Raw genomic sequence first — 14814 nt, forward strand, 5'->3', positions numbered from 1 at the left:
AACTCGTCTGGCCGTCCTGACGCATGAGCAGGCAGTCGAAGACTTAGGTGTGGTCATGGTTGTTCCTCGTTCCTGGGAGTGTTCCGGGAACGTCGCCATTCCCGGAGTGCGGCGGTGGTGCGGTCGTTGCCCCACCGGAGTCGTTCGGCTGCATCGCGGACCGAGCGGGGCGGCGGGTCGAGGCGGTCGAGGGCGGCCAGGTCGGGCTGGGCGACGCCGGAGAGGTGCTCGGCGTCGAGGTGATGCGGTGGGGCGATGTCCCAGCCCAGGGCGCCGTCCGGGAGCGGGATGACCGAGAAGGTGCCGGCGGGTGGTTCTTTCGAGCCGAGAGGGCAGTGTCGGCGCAGTCCGCCGTGGCGGTCCTTGTTCACCGTCAGTACCGCGGAGCCGCCGCGGCCGGGTACGAACTGCTCCTTGACCGTGACCCGGATCGACGCGCCCGACACGGTGCGCCGCTTGGCGGCGGTGCCGGTGGGGCCGGCGGCACGGCTGTCGGTGTTCTTGGCCAGGTGGTCGATGCCGATCACCGCAGCACCGGCCACTGCGATGGGCTTGAGGACGTCGGAGTGGGCGGTGGTGAAGTCGTCGGGGTCGTTGGACTTCCGTCCGAGCAGCGGCAGCAGCTCCCCGAGCGAGTCGACGACCGCGGCCGCCGGCTCCCACGTCCGCAGGAACGCGACGATGTCCAGCAGGTCGTTGCGGCCCTCAGGCTCCATGTACCGGAATAGGCCAGGATCACCGAGGTAGGCCGGGTCGACGCCGAGGGCCAGCAGCCGCCCGACGATGGCCTCCGGGCCGTTGTGGTCGATGTCGACGAACACCGACCGCCGGCGGCCGAGTGCGAGCTCTGACAGTGCCGCCAAGGCGATCAGGGTCTTGCCCGACTCCGGGTCGCCGAACAGGACGTTGACCTGGCCCTCGTAGAACAGGCAGTGCCCGTCCGACCTGGCCAGCAGCAACGGTGCCGGCGGCTCCGGCAGACCACCGGCCAGCATGGCCGCGACGTCGACGTAGCGGCGGCTACCCCGGCGCACCCGGGCGTCGAAACCGGCTCCGCGTTCCGCTCCCCCGGTGTCGGGAACGAGGAACACACGGTCCGAAGCATCGGCGACCATCGGCGCGACGGCCGTTCCGTTCTCGATCATGGGGCTGACTCCGGCCGCCGACTGGAGTCCGTCCGGATCTTCATGCGGAAGACGCGGTCACGCGGTCCCGGGTGTCGACGCGCATCTTGTCCGCAATCCAGGCGTCGAGATCGTCCTGGCGGTAGCGCACCGCCTTCGCGGTCAGCTTGATGAACCGGGGGCCGCCTCCGGTGTAGCGCAGCTGCGCGAGAGCACCGGCGCTGAGTCCGACCTGGGCGCCGGCCTCCGCCGGGGTGAGCAAGGGGTTGGTCATCGGGTGTCCTTCTGTCGGTGTCAGGGCCCACTAATCACGCGGATCGATGAGCGCTCGGTATGAACCCAACGGTTCGTACCGACAGCGAAGGGGACACGGTGACGCCGAAAGCTTCAGATGGCCGCTAAAAGGGTCTCGCCAGACGGGCATGACGGGCCCATCCACTCGGTGCCGGTCTCAGATACGACGCCGGAACCGCGCCCGGCTCGACCGCCAGAAGAGAGTCCGAAAATGTCTGCTAGATGTATGCGCGTATATGGCTTCTGGACACAATTTGGTCACAAAACGTGTCCAGGGTACCTGAGGCCCAACGATGCGTTGTGATCATATGCGCAGTTCAAGGGCCTTTACGAGGTCGTTCCCGCCGGTCGAGAACGCCCCTTATTGTCGTTCGGGACGAAGAGGTCGCAGGTTCAAATCCTGTCACCCCGACCACACAAGGCCCTGGTTCTCTCCGCGAGGAGACGGAGCAGGGCCTTTGTGCTGTTTTGCCGAGAAGGGTCCACGTCCCGACGCCGCGAGCGATAGCGTCCTCGCGGTGAGCAGAGTGCGATGCCGGCGGATGGTCTTCGTGGACGCCAGATCGTGGAACGACGCGGAACCTCCACTCACGCGGCTCTTCGCGCAACAGTGCTCGCCGGTCTTCACCCTGTAAACGCATGCGTTGCATGCCTCCGAGACGAGGATCGCAGCCACCTCATCGTGGACCCGGATCTTCCTGACCGCTGAACGGCCGATCCCGCACGCGATCCACTCACCGGACGACGTCGTCGTCGCCGACTCCTTCCTCATCGATCCCGAAGAGCCAATGGATAATTTCGGCTTCAGTGACGGCGGAAAGGCGCAGATCGACGCCGAACTGGTCCTACTCGCCCCTGATCGACGAGGGCCGGCGTACCTGGACTGGCTCCATCGGAACATGCTCGGTCTGGCCCGGGTTCGCGGTTGGGACGAGCGGCCCCTTCATGACGCTCACCAATACTGCCTGGACCGCGACGTCGTCGCCCATTTCGCATCACCCCGTCGGCAGAGCCCGGATCGACAGCACACCGCGCAACTCACCCTGGACATCGACCCCGACGGTTTCCGGCACCTTGCGGTCACTGCCCGGAACCGCCTCGGAGTGGTGGTGGCGAGCACGGCCGAAACGTTCCCGCCGTTCTTCTGCAATTCCTACGACTGGAAGCAGCTGTGCCGCGTCTTCGGATGGATCTCCGACGAGACAGTAAGAACAGAGGGCATCAGCGTGGTTCTCACTCCTCGTGAGACGCCGACAGGCCGATGACATCATGGCTCGGAACCCGGCGGCGACCTGCTGCGAGCGTGGCTCAGTAGCCGACTGTCGGCGTGCCGTAGATCCCCGTGAACACGAGCTGGAAAAGATAGCGGACACCCGCGAGGAACAGGCTGTTGCCGACCAGGGAGACGGCGATGGCCGCCACCGCCCAGCTGGTGCCCCTCCGTCGCACCGCCGCGGTGATCGCGAGCGCCAGCACCACGAGGACGGCGGGCAACTGGATGCCCATCACCGTGCCCGAGATCGTGGACGCCTGACCGAGGAACCGCTCGGTGTTGACCAAGCCCGCTAGGGCGGGTTCGACGAGGAACACGAGCACAGCGAGGGCGAAGGTGATGACGCCGAACGTGGATCTGCCGCACTTCTCCATGGGCTCGCCCGTGTTGACCGGGACGACCGACACCGGCGGGTCGTCAGGCTGCGGCACCGCGGCTGACATGGGCAGATAGTAGTACCAGGATCTGTCGAAGGCGAGGGATCGGACCATCGGTTCCGAGCTCGCTTCGCGAGACGAGACCAGCGCACGGTCGTTCCGGCTCCTAGGGTGCAACTGTCAACGTCGACGTGTCCGTGGGTGGCTGCGGACGTGAAGGGAGCGATCCCGTGCATCCGAGCGACCGCGACCCCGACCGCCTTCTGCAGACACCTCAGCTCCGAGCCGACGCCACCGCCGTGGACATCGTCCGCGAGGTCCAGGACGGAACCGCGACGGCTCGACTCATGGCAGAGCGGGCGCTCGCCACCATCGAGGCGACCGACGCCACGATCGGCGCGTTCCAGGTCGTGCGGCGGGAGACGGCACTGGCCGAAGCGGATCTGGTGGATGCGCACCCGGACCGCAGCCGGCTACCGCTGGCGGGCGTACCCATCGCCGTCAAGGACAACATCCCGGTCGCCGGAGAACCGATGCGCGACGGCACCCTCGGCTCCGACCCGTCGCCGCAGACCACCGATCACGTGGTCGTGCAACGGCTGAGAAATGCGGGCGCCGTCGTCGTCGGGCTCACCCGCTGTCCTGAGCTGTGCGTCTTCGGCACCACCGACTCGGCGTTCGGCCTCACCCGCAATCCCTGGAACCCGCGACTCACCCCGGGCGGCTCCTCGGGCGGCTCGGCCGCCGCGGTGGCGTCCGGCATGGTCACCGTCGCCCACGGCAACGACGGGATGGGCTCGATCCGCATCCCCGCCGCCTGCTGCGGTCTGGTCGGGTTCAAGCCGGGCCTGGGCGTGGTGCCCGCCGACATCGGCGCCAACTCCTGGTTCGACATGGCCGAGAACGGCGTCCTCGCCACCACCGTCGTCGACACCGCGCTGATGCTGTCCGTGCTGGCCGACCGCCCCGACCTGGCCGTCGTCGACGACCCCGGCAGCGTCCGCATCGCGGTGTCGACCCGGCCACCCCTCGCCACCGTCCGCGTCGACCCGCGGTGGGCCGCCGCAGCGACCGACACCGGGGCGATCCTGCGCCGACTGGGACACCGGGTCACCACCGCGGATCCGTCCTACGGACAGGCCCTCGGCCTCCGCGGGATCGTCCGGTGGACCGCCGCCACCGAGCTCGACGCCCGGTTGCTTGCCGACCGGTCCCGGCTCGACGCCCCGGTACGGCGCCACGCCCGCCTCGGCAGGGTCGCCCTCGCCGCCGGGCTGCCCCGTCCCCGCGGCCGGCAACGGTGGCAGGCGCGCGCGCACCGGCTCTTCGACACCGTGGACGTCCTGGTGACGCCCGCGCTGGCCCGGACACCGATCGACGCCGTCGACTGGCGGCACCGTGGATGGTTCGCCAACGTCTGGAGCAACGCGACCTACGCCCCGTTCGCCGCACCGTGGAACCTGGCCGGATGGCCGGCGGTGACGGTGCCGGCGGGACCGGACGACACCGGGATGCCGCTGGCCGTGCAGCTCGTCGGGCGTCCGGGTGCGGAGAGCCTGCTCCTCGCACTCGCGGCGCAGCTGGAGCGCGCCCGACCGTGGCCCCGGCTGGCCCCGCCGCCACAGGTCCGCCGCGCCTGACCAGCACCACGATCAGGTCAGCCAGGCCCAGATCCCCCACACCCCCGCGGCGACGAGTACGCCGAGATACGCCAGCACCAGCCGGGTGTCGCGGAGCACGCACCGGGACCGCCGCAGCCCCGCCCGCCAGGCCCTGCCGTAGCCGACGAGGCCGAGCACCGCGAACACGACCAGCGCGACCGGCCCGGTCAGCCAGCCGATCAGCGCGATCGTCGCGTAGACGCACAGCCGCAGCGGGTCGTACGGCGCCGACCCGGCCGGGACCTCCCCCGGAGCCGGGAGGAGCCCCGGCTCCGACCCGGCCGGGCGGTCCCCGGAAGCCGACAGAGCCCGGGGCACCGACGCCGACGGCGGCGCCCCGGCCGCGATCCGCCGGGCGTCCGACTCGGCGGTCACGACACCTCACCCGCCGACGTCAGCGGCAGCCGCCGTCGCCCCGTCGGCGGCAACGCCTGTCCCGTCGCCGCGCTCAACCGCTGCCGGCCGAGCGCGGGCCACGCCTGCACCGCACAGAACGGCGCGCACTGCTGCCGCCCCTCGTCGCTCCTGGTCCCGACGTGCACGCAGCACTGGGTCAGCCGCTCCTCGATCATCGTCGAGATGTCCATGAACGGTTTGACGGTGATCCGGGTGACCCGCTCGGCGAGCAGCCGCCGCAGCCGGTGCTGCTGACCCGGCAGCGCACCCGTCGCGAGCGTCGTGAGGGTGCCGATCCCGAGATCACAGGCGCTGCAGATGGTCTTCCACAGGTCGGCGGTCCGCGGGTGCGACAGCGACGACTGCTCGCTCAGCAGATCCAGCAGCGACGACTTCACCACCGACCGCAGGTCGGCGCTGAGCCCGGGATCGACGATCCGGTTGGCCAGCGCATCGGGGTCGATCTCCAGCCACGACAGCAGCCGGTCGTGGCCGACCAGCGCGGTCAGCGACCGCCAGGTCCCGGCGTCGTCCCTGAGCATGTACCCCACCGACGCGCAGTGCGGGTGCGAGCACGGCAGCGCCGTGAGGTCGTGCCACGCCACCACCCCGCCGGTCTGCTCCGCCAGCCGCGACAGCACCCCGCCGTGGGTCAGCCGGTCCAGCGGGTCGATGCCGTGCCCACGTCCGGACGCGAACACCGGCTGGAGGGCGACCCCACCGACGTAGGGCGTCTCCAGGGCGCGCATCACCACGGCGCCGATCTCACCGTCGTTGACCCCGAGCGTCGCGGTCATCGTCAACGTGGTGAACACGCCCGCGTCCGAGAGCCGGGCGATCGCCGCGTCTTTGAACCGGGTCAGGTCGGCGCCGCGGTGGTGCACGGAGGCGCGCGGCGACGGCCCGTCGTACTGCAGGTACACCTCGACCCGGGAGCGGTGCTTCGCCAGCAGGGCGAGCAGCGCGTCGTCGGCGGCGATCCGGAGCCCGTTGGTGTTGACCATGATCCGCACGATCGGCCGGGCCACGAGCTCGTCGAGGAGGCCGGCGAGGTCGGGGTACAGCGTGGGCTCCCCACCCGACAGCATCAGTACGTCCAGGCGCCCGTTCTCCCGGGCGAGCCGGGCGTCCACGTTGGCCAGGATCTCCGCCGGCGGCGCGACGCCCTGCAGCTGCGGACCGGACGAGGTGAAGCACGTCGGGCAGCGCAGGTTGCAGTGCTCGATCACGTCCTCGAGCAGGATGCACGTGTGCTGGGTCTGCATCGCGGGCAGCCCGTGGGCCTAGGCCTCCGGCACCGGACGGAAGTTGCCGGCCTCGTCGGGGACGTGCTGCTTGGTGGGGGCCTGCCACTTCTCCAGGTAGCGCAGGATCTCGGGCGACTCGTCGTACAGCGTGCGCACCAGGCCGTGGTCGGGGCAGCCGCGTTCCAGCCACACCCGGTCGTCGCGCACCGTGAGCACGCCCGACAGTCGCCGGACCTGCGCGAGCGGCGGGTCGGTCTCGTGGCAGAGCGGGCAGAAGGCGGTGACGTAGCGGTGCAGGCGGTCGCCGCGCAGCGGCTGGCCGGGGCCGATCGACGCGGATCCGGGCGCCGGCCGCGGTGCCCTCACCGGTTCAACCCGGCGACCAGGGCGACGCAGACCCCCGCACCGACCAGCAGCGCGATGCCGAACCCCAGCAGCAGACCGGACCCGAGACCCGCCGTCCGTGGGATGGCCACCAGCACGACCGCGGCGACCACCAGCACCACCAGCGGGACGAGCAGCAGCATGCCGCCGGTCGTCTGCAGCACCGGGGTGAACAGGTTGACCGACACCACGACCGCGACGTAGACGACGCCGAGGATGATCCCCAGACGGCGCGAGCCGCGGAGCTCCGGTGGAGGCGGTGGGTCCACCGGACCCATCGGTGGCGGGTCGGTCATGCGGTCCGTCCTTCCGGTTCGGCCGGGACGCGGGCGGCGGCGACGCGCCAGACCTTGCGCGCCAGCAGGGGCAGCATGATCAACAGGAACCACTGGGGACCGCTCAGACCGAGCCACCGCAGGTCGTTGCCGCGGACGAACTCGACCCCGAAGCGGAACAGTGCGTACGCGGCGACCCAGCAGACGAAGAGGTCGCCCGGTCGCGGCCCACGGTCCCGGAAGTGCCACAGCAGGGCGAGAGCGGCGACGTGGAAGACGATCTCGTAGGCGAACGACGGGTGCAGCGCGACCCCGGGAGTGGCGCCGAGCAGTGCCGCCTGGTCCGGGGTGAGGACGATGCCCCAGCCGCCGCCGGTCGGGGTGCCGGGATTCTCGGTGAGCAGGCAGCCGATGCGTCCGATGGCCAGCGCGAGCGCGACGGCCGGCGCGAACAGATCGCCGGTGGACGGGCGGTATCCGGTGAGCCGCTTCCCCAGCAGGACACCGGCGTAGGCACCGACGAGGCCGGCGAGGATGCTGCGGTTGCCCTCGACCCACCAGTCGAGCAGGGAGACCCGGGCGCTGACGTCCCACGTCAGCACTCGGGACCCGATGGCGCCGAAGGTCACCGCGAAACCCGCCAGTGTCCACAGCCGCGGATCGTCCAGGCGGCGGCGCCGGAGCTCCACGGCGAACCAGGCGAGCGCGGCGGCGATGCCCAGGCCGGTGAACAGGCCGTGGACGCGCGCGTCACCCGCCCACGGCATGTCGATCACGCGGTCAATGTAGACCCGGACGCGTGGGCCGGGCAGGACGTGTCCACACCGTCTGCCGACACCGGGGCACACAGGGAGGGCCCCGATCGCACCGAACCCGCGACCGCCGCACCGCGCCGACCCACCGGTCCGCCGCAGCCCCGTCGACTGTTCGCGCCCTGCGCCACCCTGACCGATGGCGAATCACTGACGGTGAGCTGACGGATACGCAACGATGTTTCACGGGGCGACACAGGTCCCTGGACACGGCGGCGCGCCACCCTACACTTCGCTTCAGGTGCGCGGGCTCGGTGCCATCTTGAACCGACGAGGGTGGGAACAGCACGATGACGGAGAACGATCCGCTGGTAGCGCCGCCGGGGGGCACCTCGCCGCCGGAGGCGTACGCCTCACCGGCCACGACGTCGGCGCCCGGGGGTGGTGCGACCACCGCGCACTCGGGTGCCGGCGCCCCGGGCCGGTCCGGAGCGCCGGCACCCGCGGCGACGAGGGACACGGCGACTGCCACCACCTCGGAGGCACCGGCACCGGCATCCACACAGATGCCGAACGCCACCCCGGAGACCGCGCCTCCCGCCCCCGCGGGGTCGACACCCGCGCCCGCCCGTGCGGTCGCGAAGCCCCAGCCCGCAGCCGGCCCGCCGGCCTCCGCCGCCGGGGCTCCGGCGACACCCGCCGCGGGCAGCAGCGCCGCGACCGGCACCGTCGCCCCCGTCGAGCCGAAGCAGCGTCCCTGGCTCCTCCGGATGGCCGCCAAGGCGCCGTTCACCACCGCCTACGTCCTCGTCACGCTGGTGCTGTCGGTCGTCCTGGGCACCCTGTGGGAGTCCGTCGAGCAGAAGTCCTGGTTCGACGTCGTCGGCTACGGCCTGCCGGCGTTCCAGGAGGGCCGCTGGTACACCCTGATCACCGGCAACTTCTTCGCGCTGATCCCCGTCTACTACATCTTCGTGGCGGGCGCGTTCGCCGTGATCACGGGCTTCGCCGAGACGCGGCTGGGCACCGTGCGCACCGTCGTCATCACCGTCGGCGGTCAGATCGTCGCGGTGCTGCTCACCGCCCTGCTGTTCCGGGTCTTCCGCGACTCCGGGTGGGACTGGGCGGCCCAGCGCTCCACCGAGACCGACGTCGGGTTCTCCGCCGGCATGATGGCCGCGATCTCGGTCGCCAGCGCCACCGTGCGGCCCCCGTGGCGGCTGCGGCTGCGACTGCTGATCTGGGTCTACGTGCTGTACTCCGTGCTGTTCATCGGGCAGATGGCCGACGCCGAGCACAGCATCGCGGTGCTGCTGTCGATGCCGTTCTCCACCCGCCTCGCCGGGCGGCACGGACTGCGGGCCCGCGCGCTGCCGACCCGCTTCGAGGTCCGCCAGCTGGCGTTCGCGCTGGTCGCGGTGTCGGCGGTGTCCCAGCTGCTGAGCACCGTGCTGCCCGACCGGCTCACCCCGTTCGGTCCCACCGACGACGAGTCCGACGCCTGGTGGGTGCTGGTCATCCTGCTGGTGATCACGCTGCTCGTCGCCAACGGCATCCGCCGCGGCTACCGCTGGGCGTGGTGGCTGCAGGTCCTGCTGCAGGGCGTCACCGTCCTGTTCGGCGTCGTGGTCGGGGTCTTCGCCGTCATCTCCTGGTTCGCCTCCGACATCACCCTGCAGGTCGACGACCCGGGCCAGTTCGTCGCGAACATGGTGTTCTCGTTGCTGCTGCTGGTGCTGCTCATCGTGTTCCGCGACTCGTTCCGGGTCCCGCGCCGCAGCAGGCGCCGGCTGGCCACCGCCAGCAACCAGCCGGAGAAGGCCAAGGAGCTGCTGCGGCGCTGGGGCGGCGACACCATCTCGTGGATGACGACCTGGCCGGAGAACCGCCAGCTGGTCACCGCCGACGGCGAGAGCTACGTCGCCTACCGCCGCCACGCCGGCGTCGCGGTGGCCCTGGGCGATCCGGTCGGCCCGCGGGAGGCGACCGCGGACACCCTGAAGGCGTTCATCGCCGCCTGCGACAAAGCCGGGATCATCCCGTACATGTTCTCCTGCACCGAGCGGACCACCGCGGTCACCGACGCCCTCGGCTGGCACAGCGTCCAGGTCGCCGAGGACAACCTCATCGACCTGCCGACCCTGGAGTTCAAGGGCAAGAAGTGGCAGGACATCCGCACCGCGCTGAACAAGGCGCCCAAGGAGGGCATCTCGTTCCGGATGGTGACGCTGGCCGACGAGCCGTGGTCGATGGTCAACAAGGTGGAGAACATCTCGGCCGAGTGGCTGGGCGAGAAGAAGCTGCCGGAGATGGGTTTCACCCTGGGCGGTCTCACCGAGGCGCTGGACCCGGAGGTGCGGGTCGGGCTCGCGGTGGACGCCGCGGGCACCGTGCACGGGGTCACCTCGTGGATGCCGGTGTACGGCGAGGGCGGCGTCGTGCGCGGCTGGACGCTGGACCTGATGCGCCGCGGCCCCGAGGGCAGCTACCGGGCCGCCATGGAGTTCCTCATCGCCTCGTCCTGCCTGTTCTTCAAGGCCGAGGGTGCGGAGTTCGTGTCGCTGTCCGGCGCACCGCTGGCGCGCTCGGACAACGACGCGGCGCCCGACACGGCCATCGAGAAGCTGATGGACAGTCTCGGCGCGCAACTCGAGCCGGTGTACGGCTTCCGCTCACTGCACCAGTTCAAGGCAAAGTTCCAGCCGCGGCTGTCGCCGATCTACATGGCCTACCGCGACGACGCCGACCTGCCCCGCATCGGTATCGCCATCACCCGGGCGTACCTGCCGACCGCCGGCGTCGGGGACATGCTGGCCGTCGTCAAGCACTGAGCATCCCGATGGCCACCGGCCGCGGGTCCCGCCCCCGGGACCCGTGGCCGGTCCCGTTCAGGACTCCGCCGGCTCCGGTGGTGTCCGGGGTGCGGCCGGCTCGATGCGGTCCCGACCGGCGCCCTTGGCCGCGTACAGCGCGCCGTCCACCCGGGCCATCAGCTCCGCGGCCGTCTCGGTGCCGTCCCAGGTCGCGTAGCCGACGCTGCACGTCTGCCCGTCGGGAACGCCCTGACGGATCCGCTCCAGCACCTCCGCCGCCGCGCGGCCCCGGCAGTCCGGCAGCGCCACCGCGAACTCCTCGCCACCCCAGCGGGCGACCGTGTCCGCCGACCGCAACACTCCGTCGGCGTGCGCGGCGAACACGCGGAGGAAGGCGTCGCCGGCGGCGTGCCCGAAGGTGTCGTTGTACCGCTTGAAGTGATCCAGGTCCACGAGGGCGACGCTCAGTGGACGGCCGTCGGCGGCCATTCCGTGCAGCAGCGCGTCCAGGGTCTGGTCCCAGCTGCGCCGGTTGGGCAGCCCGGTCAGCGTGTCGGTCAGTGCCAGCTGCTCGAGCTCGCCGAGCAGGGCCACCTGCCGCAGGGCCACACCGGCCTGGTCGGCGAGCAACGCGATCGCCCGGATCCGTCGGTCCCCCAGTCCGTCCACCCGGTCGTCCCAGTTCACCGTGAGGACCGCGGTCACCCGGTCGCCGGACCGCACCGGGAGGGCGCACAGCGAGCCCGGCCGCAGCAGTCGCTGCAGCGTCGGGGTCAGCGTGTCCTGGCGGTGCTCGGCCTCGCGCAGCACGGGCAGCCCGCTGAGGAACGCCTGCGCCGACGCGGAGGCCCCGGCGAGGGCGATCTCGGTCCCGACGAGGTCCGGGCGGGTCGACGCGCTCATGACCAGCGCGGAACCGTCGGCCGCCGGCTCCAGCAGGCCGGCGCCGGCCGCGTGGGCCAGGTCCCGGCCGGACTCGACGATCGTCTGCCGGGCGTCGCCACCGGTCTGGATCATCTGCATCACCTCGGCCACCGCGGTGAGGTTCGCCTCGGAGTCGCGTACGGCCTGCTGGGTGGCGACCTGCGCCGTGATGTCCTGCATGTGGGCCAGCGTCCAGACCTCGTCCGCCGGACCGGGCGTCGGCGCGGTGGACACCCACGCCCACCGGATCCGTCCGTCCGGCAGCACCAGGCGCCGTTCCGCGGTGGTCGAGCCCCCGGCCGGGAATGCGGTCCCGGCGGAGCCCTCGGCAGGGTCGGTGTCCGTGGGGCGGTCGGTGAAATCCTGCGGTCGGCGGCCGAGCAGTTCGGTCTCCGGCCGGTCGAACAGCCGGCACAGCGCGTCGTTGACGGCCTGCAGCACGCCGTCCCCGTCGAGCACCCCGATACCCACCGGCGACCCGGCGAACAGCGCGTGCCAGCGGCGCTCCGACTCCCGCACGGCCTCCACCGCGGCGAGCTGCTCGGTGACGTCCACACCGTTGAGCACCATCCCGTAGACGTCGCCGGCGGCGTCGCGGAGCGGGAACTTCGCGACCCGGAACACCAGCGACCGGCCGTCGGGATGCAGCACCGGCAGGTGCATCACGGAGGGCTGCTCCTCGACGTCGAAGGTCCGCCGGCCGTCCCGGTACTCCCCGACCAACGAGTCCGGCAGCACGTCGAAGTAGTGCCGGCCGCGCAGGCTCCCGGAGTCGGCGGCGAGCAGTTCGTGCATCGCGTCGTTGGCCATCAGGAACCGGCCGTGGAGGTCGCGGGCGTAGGTGACGACGTCGGGGTTGGCGAGCACGCCCTGCAGCAGCTGCTCCTGAGCGGCCAGCGCGGCCTCGGACGCGCGCCGCGCGGTCACCTCGGCGGCGAGCTCGGCCGTCCGGCGGTGCAGGGTCAGCTGGGCCATCACCTCGGCGGCGAGCGTCACGAGCTGCTGTTCCTGCCGCGCGGTGAGCGTGCCCGGCTCGGTGGACAGCACGCTGAGGCGGCCGAGCACGTACCCCTCGGGGGCGACCAGCGGTACGCCCGCGTAGAACCGGACGGCGGGCGGGCCGACGACGACGCGGTGCGCGGCGAACCGCGGGTCGCGGCGGGCGTCGGGCACCACGAGGGTCTCACCCGCGGCGAGCTCGTGGCCGCAGAAGCTCTCCGAGCGCCGCAGCGGCGGCGGGTCGACACCGAACACCGACAGGTACCGCTGGGTGTCGGCGTCGACCACGCTGATCAGGGCCATCGGGGTGTTGCAGAGGTCGGCGGCGAGCCGCACCAGGCCCTCGAACGCGGGCGCCGCGGCGATGGTGGCGGGCTCGTACCGTGCGAGCACGGCCAGTCGGGCCGCCTCGGCGTCGTCCACGGCCGGCCTGCCGTCATCAGCGGCCGTGGGACCGGTGGTGCGCGGGTCCGGGAGGGCGGCCGCACCGTCGGTGACACCGTCGGCACCGGTGACGGAACGGTTCAGGTGCCCGCGCTCCGGGGTCGTCGGGAAGCCCTCCGCCCCGTCCGACCCCGCTCGCAACACCATCGACCCACTTCCGCCGTCCCCCGGGACCTCAGCACGATCCACCGCCAGTCGCACAGCTCACCACACATGGTGGGTCTCCGCTCGCCATCCGCCGCGGATCCTGCGGGCCACCCGCGTCCCACGGGGCACGGCGTGACGGGGCGCACCGCCGTCAACCCGGCGGTAGTCGCCGCAGCTGCGCGTCGACGGCGGTCCGGGCGGCGCGGTGTCCGGGGCGCAGCCGGGCCACCCGAGTGTGACGGGGTCACGGGGCGCACCGCCGTCACCCCGGCGGTAACCGCCGCAGCTGCGCGTCCACGGCGGTCCGGGCGGCGCGGTGTCCGGGCGCAGCCGGGCCACCCGAGTGCGACGGGGTCACGGGGCACACCGCCGTCACCCCGGCGGAAGTCGCCGCAGCTGCGCGTCGACGGCGGTCCGGGCGGCGCGGTGTCCGCCGCGGACCCGCAGCTCGGCGTCGAGGGCGACGAGCAGGGCCCGGGTGGCGGACCGGTCGGGCTCCCAGCCGCGGCCCTCGCACTCGGCCAGCCAGTCCGACGGCGCCTGATGGCCACGGTCGGCGTTGCAGCGCCGGCAGGCGGCGACCTCGTTGGTCAGCCAGCTCGGACCACCGCGCAGCTTGGGGATCAGGTGGTCCGTCGTCGGTGTCACGAGCCTCCCGAACGGCCGGCGGCACCAGAAGCACCGGTTCCCGTCCCGGGCGACGGCCTGTTCGAGGCGGTCGCGCCGGACCGGTTGCCGCGGGTCGGAGGTCACTCCTGTCCTGCTACCCAGCGGTCAGCGTGGACCCGCCCCCGCCCCCGCCCCCGCGCGGGCCCAGGCCCGTGCGGTCGGGGCCAGCGCCAGGGCCAGCGCGATGATCGGCAGCGCCGCCAGGATCAACGGCCAGGTCGCGTCGAAGGTGAGGACGCCGAAGCTCACCGCCCACCAGACCGAGAGCACCAGCGACAGCCCGCAGCCCACGTACAGCAGCTGCGGCCGGTGGTTGTGGATGGTGACGCCACCGGCGATCAGCAGCCCGGCCGCGATCAGGGTGAGCACCCCCATCGCCGTCAGTGTCCCGGTCGCACCGCGCTCCACCCGCAGATCGAGGTCGGACAGCACCGACGCCCCGGCGAGGGTGATGATGCCCGCGATGACGAGCAGGCCGGCCTGGACGAAGGCGAGCACGGCGGCGCCGGTGACCACCCCGGGCTTCACCGGTCCGCGGGGTGGCGGGTACCCCGGGTAGCCGGCGGGTACGGCGCCCGGCGGGTACGCGCCGGGCGGGTAGGCGCCGGGCGGGTAGCCGCCGGGCGGGGGGCCGTACGCACCGGGCGGCGGTGCGGGCCGGTATCCGGGCGGCAGGTATCCCGGCTGCTGGTACGGATGCTGCTGGGCGGTCGGCGGGAACATCGGCTGCACGTGGCCGGCGGGCGGCGCGTCGTAGGCGCCCTGGGCGTGGGCCTGCCGCGCCCAGGCCGGCGCGTCCGGGTCCACCGGCGGTGGGCCCGACCAGGCCGGCGGCGGTCCGGGCGGTGTCGACGGGTACGGCGGAGCGGGCCACGGACCCGGTGCCGACGGCGTCGCCGCGGTGGGCGCGTCGGTCTCCTTGCGCCACGGATCCGGCCGGGGGTCGTCGCCGTGCGTCATCGCTGTCCTCCCACTGCCGTCCCGCTGCCGTCCGGGTGCTGTCCGGTGCGCCGTGCGGACACGGACGCCTCCCGA

General features: G+C 72.3%; 12 protein-coding genes and 1 pseudogene. 3 read left to right on the forward strand and 10 right to left on the reverse strand.

Features of this window, described 5'->3' with window-relative positions; all coding sequences use genetic code 11:
• Window positions 1–53 precede the first annotated feature (53 nt).
• Together DB033_RS16150 and DB033_RS16155 are read right to left on the reverse strand one after the other, a co-directional pair.
• Entirely contained in the window at window positions 54–1145 is a 1092-nt protein-coding gene (locus DB033_RS16150) for a recombinase RecA (RefSeq protein ID WP_111767918.1), read from the reverse strand.
• A 40-nt stretch (window positions 1146–1185) separates the two neighbouring features.
• Window positions 1186–1398 (reverse strand): helix-turn-helix transcriptional regulator, encoded by a 213-nt coding sequence (locus tag DB033_RS16155; RefSeq protein ID WP_111767919.1) that lies wholly within the window; start codon window positions 1396–1398, stop codon window positions 1186–1188.
• A gap of 664 nt (window positions 1399–2062) precedes the next feature.
• Here DB033_RS16155 and DB033_RS16160 point away from each other — a divergent pair.
• A complete protein-coding gene (locus DB033_RS16160; RefSeq protein WP_111767920.1) occupies window positions 2063–2683 on the forward strand; it encodes a hypothetical protein in 621 nt (206 codons plus the stop codon).
• A gap of 43 nt (window positions 2684–2726) precedes the next feature.
• Here the strand turns inward: DB033_RS16160 and DB033_RS16165 are convergent, their stop codons facing one another.
• Entirely contained in the window at window positions 2727–3134 is a 408-nt protein-coding gene (locus DB033_RS16165; protein WP_157970734.1) for a hypothetical protein, read from the reverse strand.
• A 281-nt stretch (window positions 3135–3415) separates the two neighbouring features.
• Between DB033_RS16165 and DB033_RS16170 the strand changes: the two genes are divergently transcribed.
• Window positions 3416–4708 carry an amidase gene (locus tag DB033_RS16170; protein ID WP_111768379.1) on the forward strand — a complete coding sequence of 431 codons (1293 nt, stop codon included), beginning with the start codon at window positions 3416–3418 and terminating at the stop codon, window positions 4706–4708.
• Between the two features lie 12 nt (window positions 4709–4720).
• Here DB033_RS16170 and DB033_RS21165 read toward each other — a convergent pair whose 3' ends face one another.
• The 4 genes and pseudogenes from DB033_RS21165 to DB033_RS16190 form a co-directional block, all read right to left on the reverse strand.
• The gene (locus tag DB033_RS21165) at window positions 4721–5104 is read right to left on the reverse strand and encodes a hypothetical protein (protein ID WP_205843948.1); all 384 of its coding nucleotides are present in this window, start codon (window positions 5102–5104) and stop codon (window positions 4721–4723) included.
• Window positions 5101–6702 (reverse strand): annotated as a pseudogene (locus tag DB033_RS16180) (radical SAM protein). The gene DB033_RS21165 and the pseudogene DB033_RS16180 overlap by 4 nt, the downstream one beginning before the upstream one ends.
• 32 nt (window positions 6703–6734) lie before the next feature.
• Window positions 6735–7052 carry a hypothetical protein gene (locus DB033_RS16185; protein WP_111767922.1) on the reverse strand — a complete coding sequence of 106 codons (318 nt, stop codon included), beginning with the start codon at window positions 7050–7052 and terminating at the stop codon, window positions 6735–6737.
• Window positions 7049–7798, reverse strand: coding sequence for a prolipoprotein diacylglyceryl transferase (locus DB033_RS16190; protein ID WP_111768381.1), 750 nt, complete (start codon window positions 7796–7798; stop codon window positions 7049–7051). Before DB033_RS16190 ends, DB033_RS16185 begins: the two co-directional genes overlap by 4 nt.
• Window positions 7799–8349: 551 nt before the next feature.
• On the opposite strand from DB033_RS16190, the gene DB033_RS16195 reads away from it, so the two are divergent.
• Window positions 8350–10614, forward strand: coding sequence for a bifunctional lysylphosphatidylglycerol flippase/synthetase MprF (locus tag DB033_RS16195; protein WP_205843951.1), 2265 nt, complete (start codon window positions 8350–8352; stop codon window positions 10612–10614).
• 57 nt (window positions 10615–10671) lie between these two features.
• Here DB033_RS16195 and DB033_RS16200 read toward each other — a convergent pair whose 3' ends face one another.
• The 3 genes from DB033_RS16200 to DB033_RS16210 all read right to left on the reverse strand — a co-directional run bounded on the left by DB033_RS16200 (window position 10672) and on the right by DB033_RS16210 (window position 14739).
• Window positions 10672–13110, reverse strand: a complete 2439-nt coding sequence (locus tag DB033_RS16200; protein WP_111767923.1) for a sensor domain-containing diguanylate cyclase — start codon at window positions 13108–13110, stop codon at window positions 10672–10674.
• A 372-nt stretch (window positions 13111–13482) separates the two neighbouring features.
• Window positions 13483–13758, reverse strand: a complete 276-nt coding sequence (locus DB033_RS16205) for an HNH endonuclease (RefSeq protein WP_205843952.1) — start codon at window positions 13756–13758, stop codon at window positions 13483–13485.
• Window positions 13759–13884: 126 nt separating this feature from the next.
• Window positions 13885–14739 (reverse strand): hypothetical protein, encoded by an 855-nt coding sequence (locus tag DB033_RS16210; protein WP_111767925.1) that lies wholly within the window; start codon window positions 14737–14739, stop codon window positions 13885–13887.
• Between the last annotated feature and the right edge of the window lie 75 nt (window positions 14740–14814).

The sequence above is a fragment of the Nakamurella deserti genome (genome assembly GCF_003260015.1).
Taxonomy (GTDB): Bacteria; Actinomycetota; Actinomycetes; order Mycobacteriales; family Nakamurellaceae; genus Nakamurella; species Nakamurella deserti.

What these genes read in the sequence shown, in the direction of transcription:
- DB033_RS16150 (WP_111767918.1), bottom strand. Translation starts at nt 1,145, where the DNA reads ATGATCGAGAACGGAACGGCCGTCGCGCCGATGGTCGCCGATGCTTCG.
- DB033_RS16155 (WP_111767919.1), bottom strand. Translation starts at nt 1,398, where the DNA reads ATGACCAACCCCTTGCTCACCCCGGCGGAGGCCGGCGCCCAGGTCGGA.
- DB033_RS16165 (WP_157970734.1), bottom strand. Translation starts at nt 3,134, where the DNA reads ATGTCAGCCGCGGTGCCGCAGCCTGACGACCCGCCGGTGTCGGTCGTC.
- DB033_RS16170 (WP_111768379.1), top strand. Translation starts at nt 3,416, where the DNA reads ATGGCAGAGCGGGCGCTCGCCACCATCGAGGCGACCGACGCCACGATC.
- DB033_RS16185 (WP_111767922.1), bottom strand. Translation starts at nt 7,052, where the DNA reads ATGACCGACCCGCCACCGATGGGTCCGGTGGACCCACCGCCTCCACCG.
- DB033_RS16190 (WP_111768381.1), bottom strand. Translation starts at nt 7,798, where the DNA reads ATGCCGTGGGCGGGTGACGCGCGCGTCCACGGCCTGTTCACCGGCCTG.
- DB033_RS16195 (WP_205843951.1), top strand. Translation starts at nt 8,350, where the DNA reads ATGCCGAACGCCACCCCGGAGACCGCGCCTCCCGCCCCCGCGGGGTCG.
- DB033_RS16200 (WP_111767923.1), bottom strand. Translation starts at nt 13,110, where the DNA reads ATGGTGTTGCGAGCGGGGTCGGACGGGGCGGAGGGCTTCCCGACGACC.
- DB033_RS16210 (WP_111767925.1), bottom strand. Translation starts at nt 14,739, where the DNA reads ATGACGCACGGCGACGACCCCCGGCCGGATCCGTGGCGCAAGGAGACC.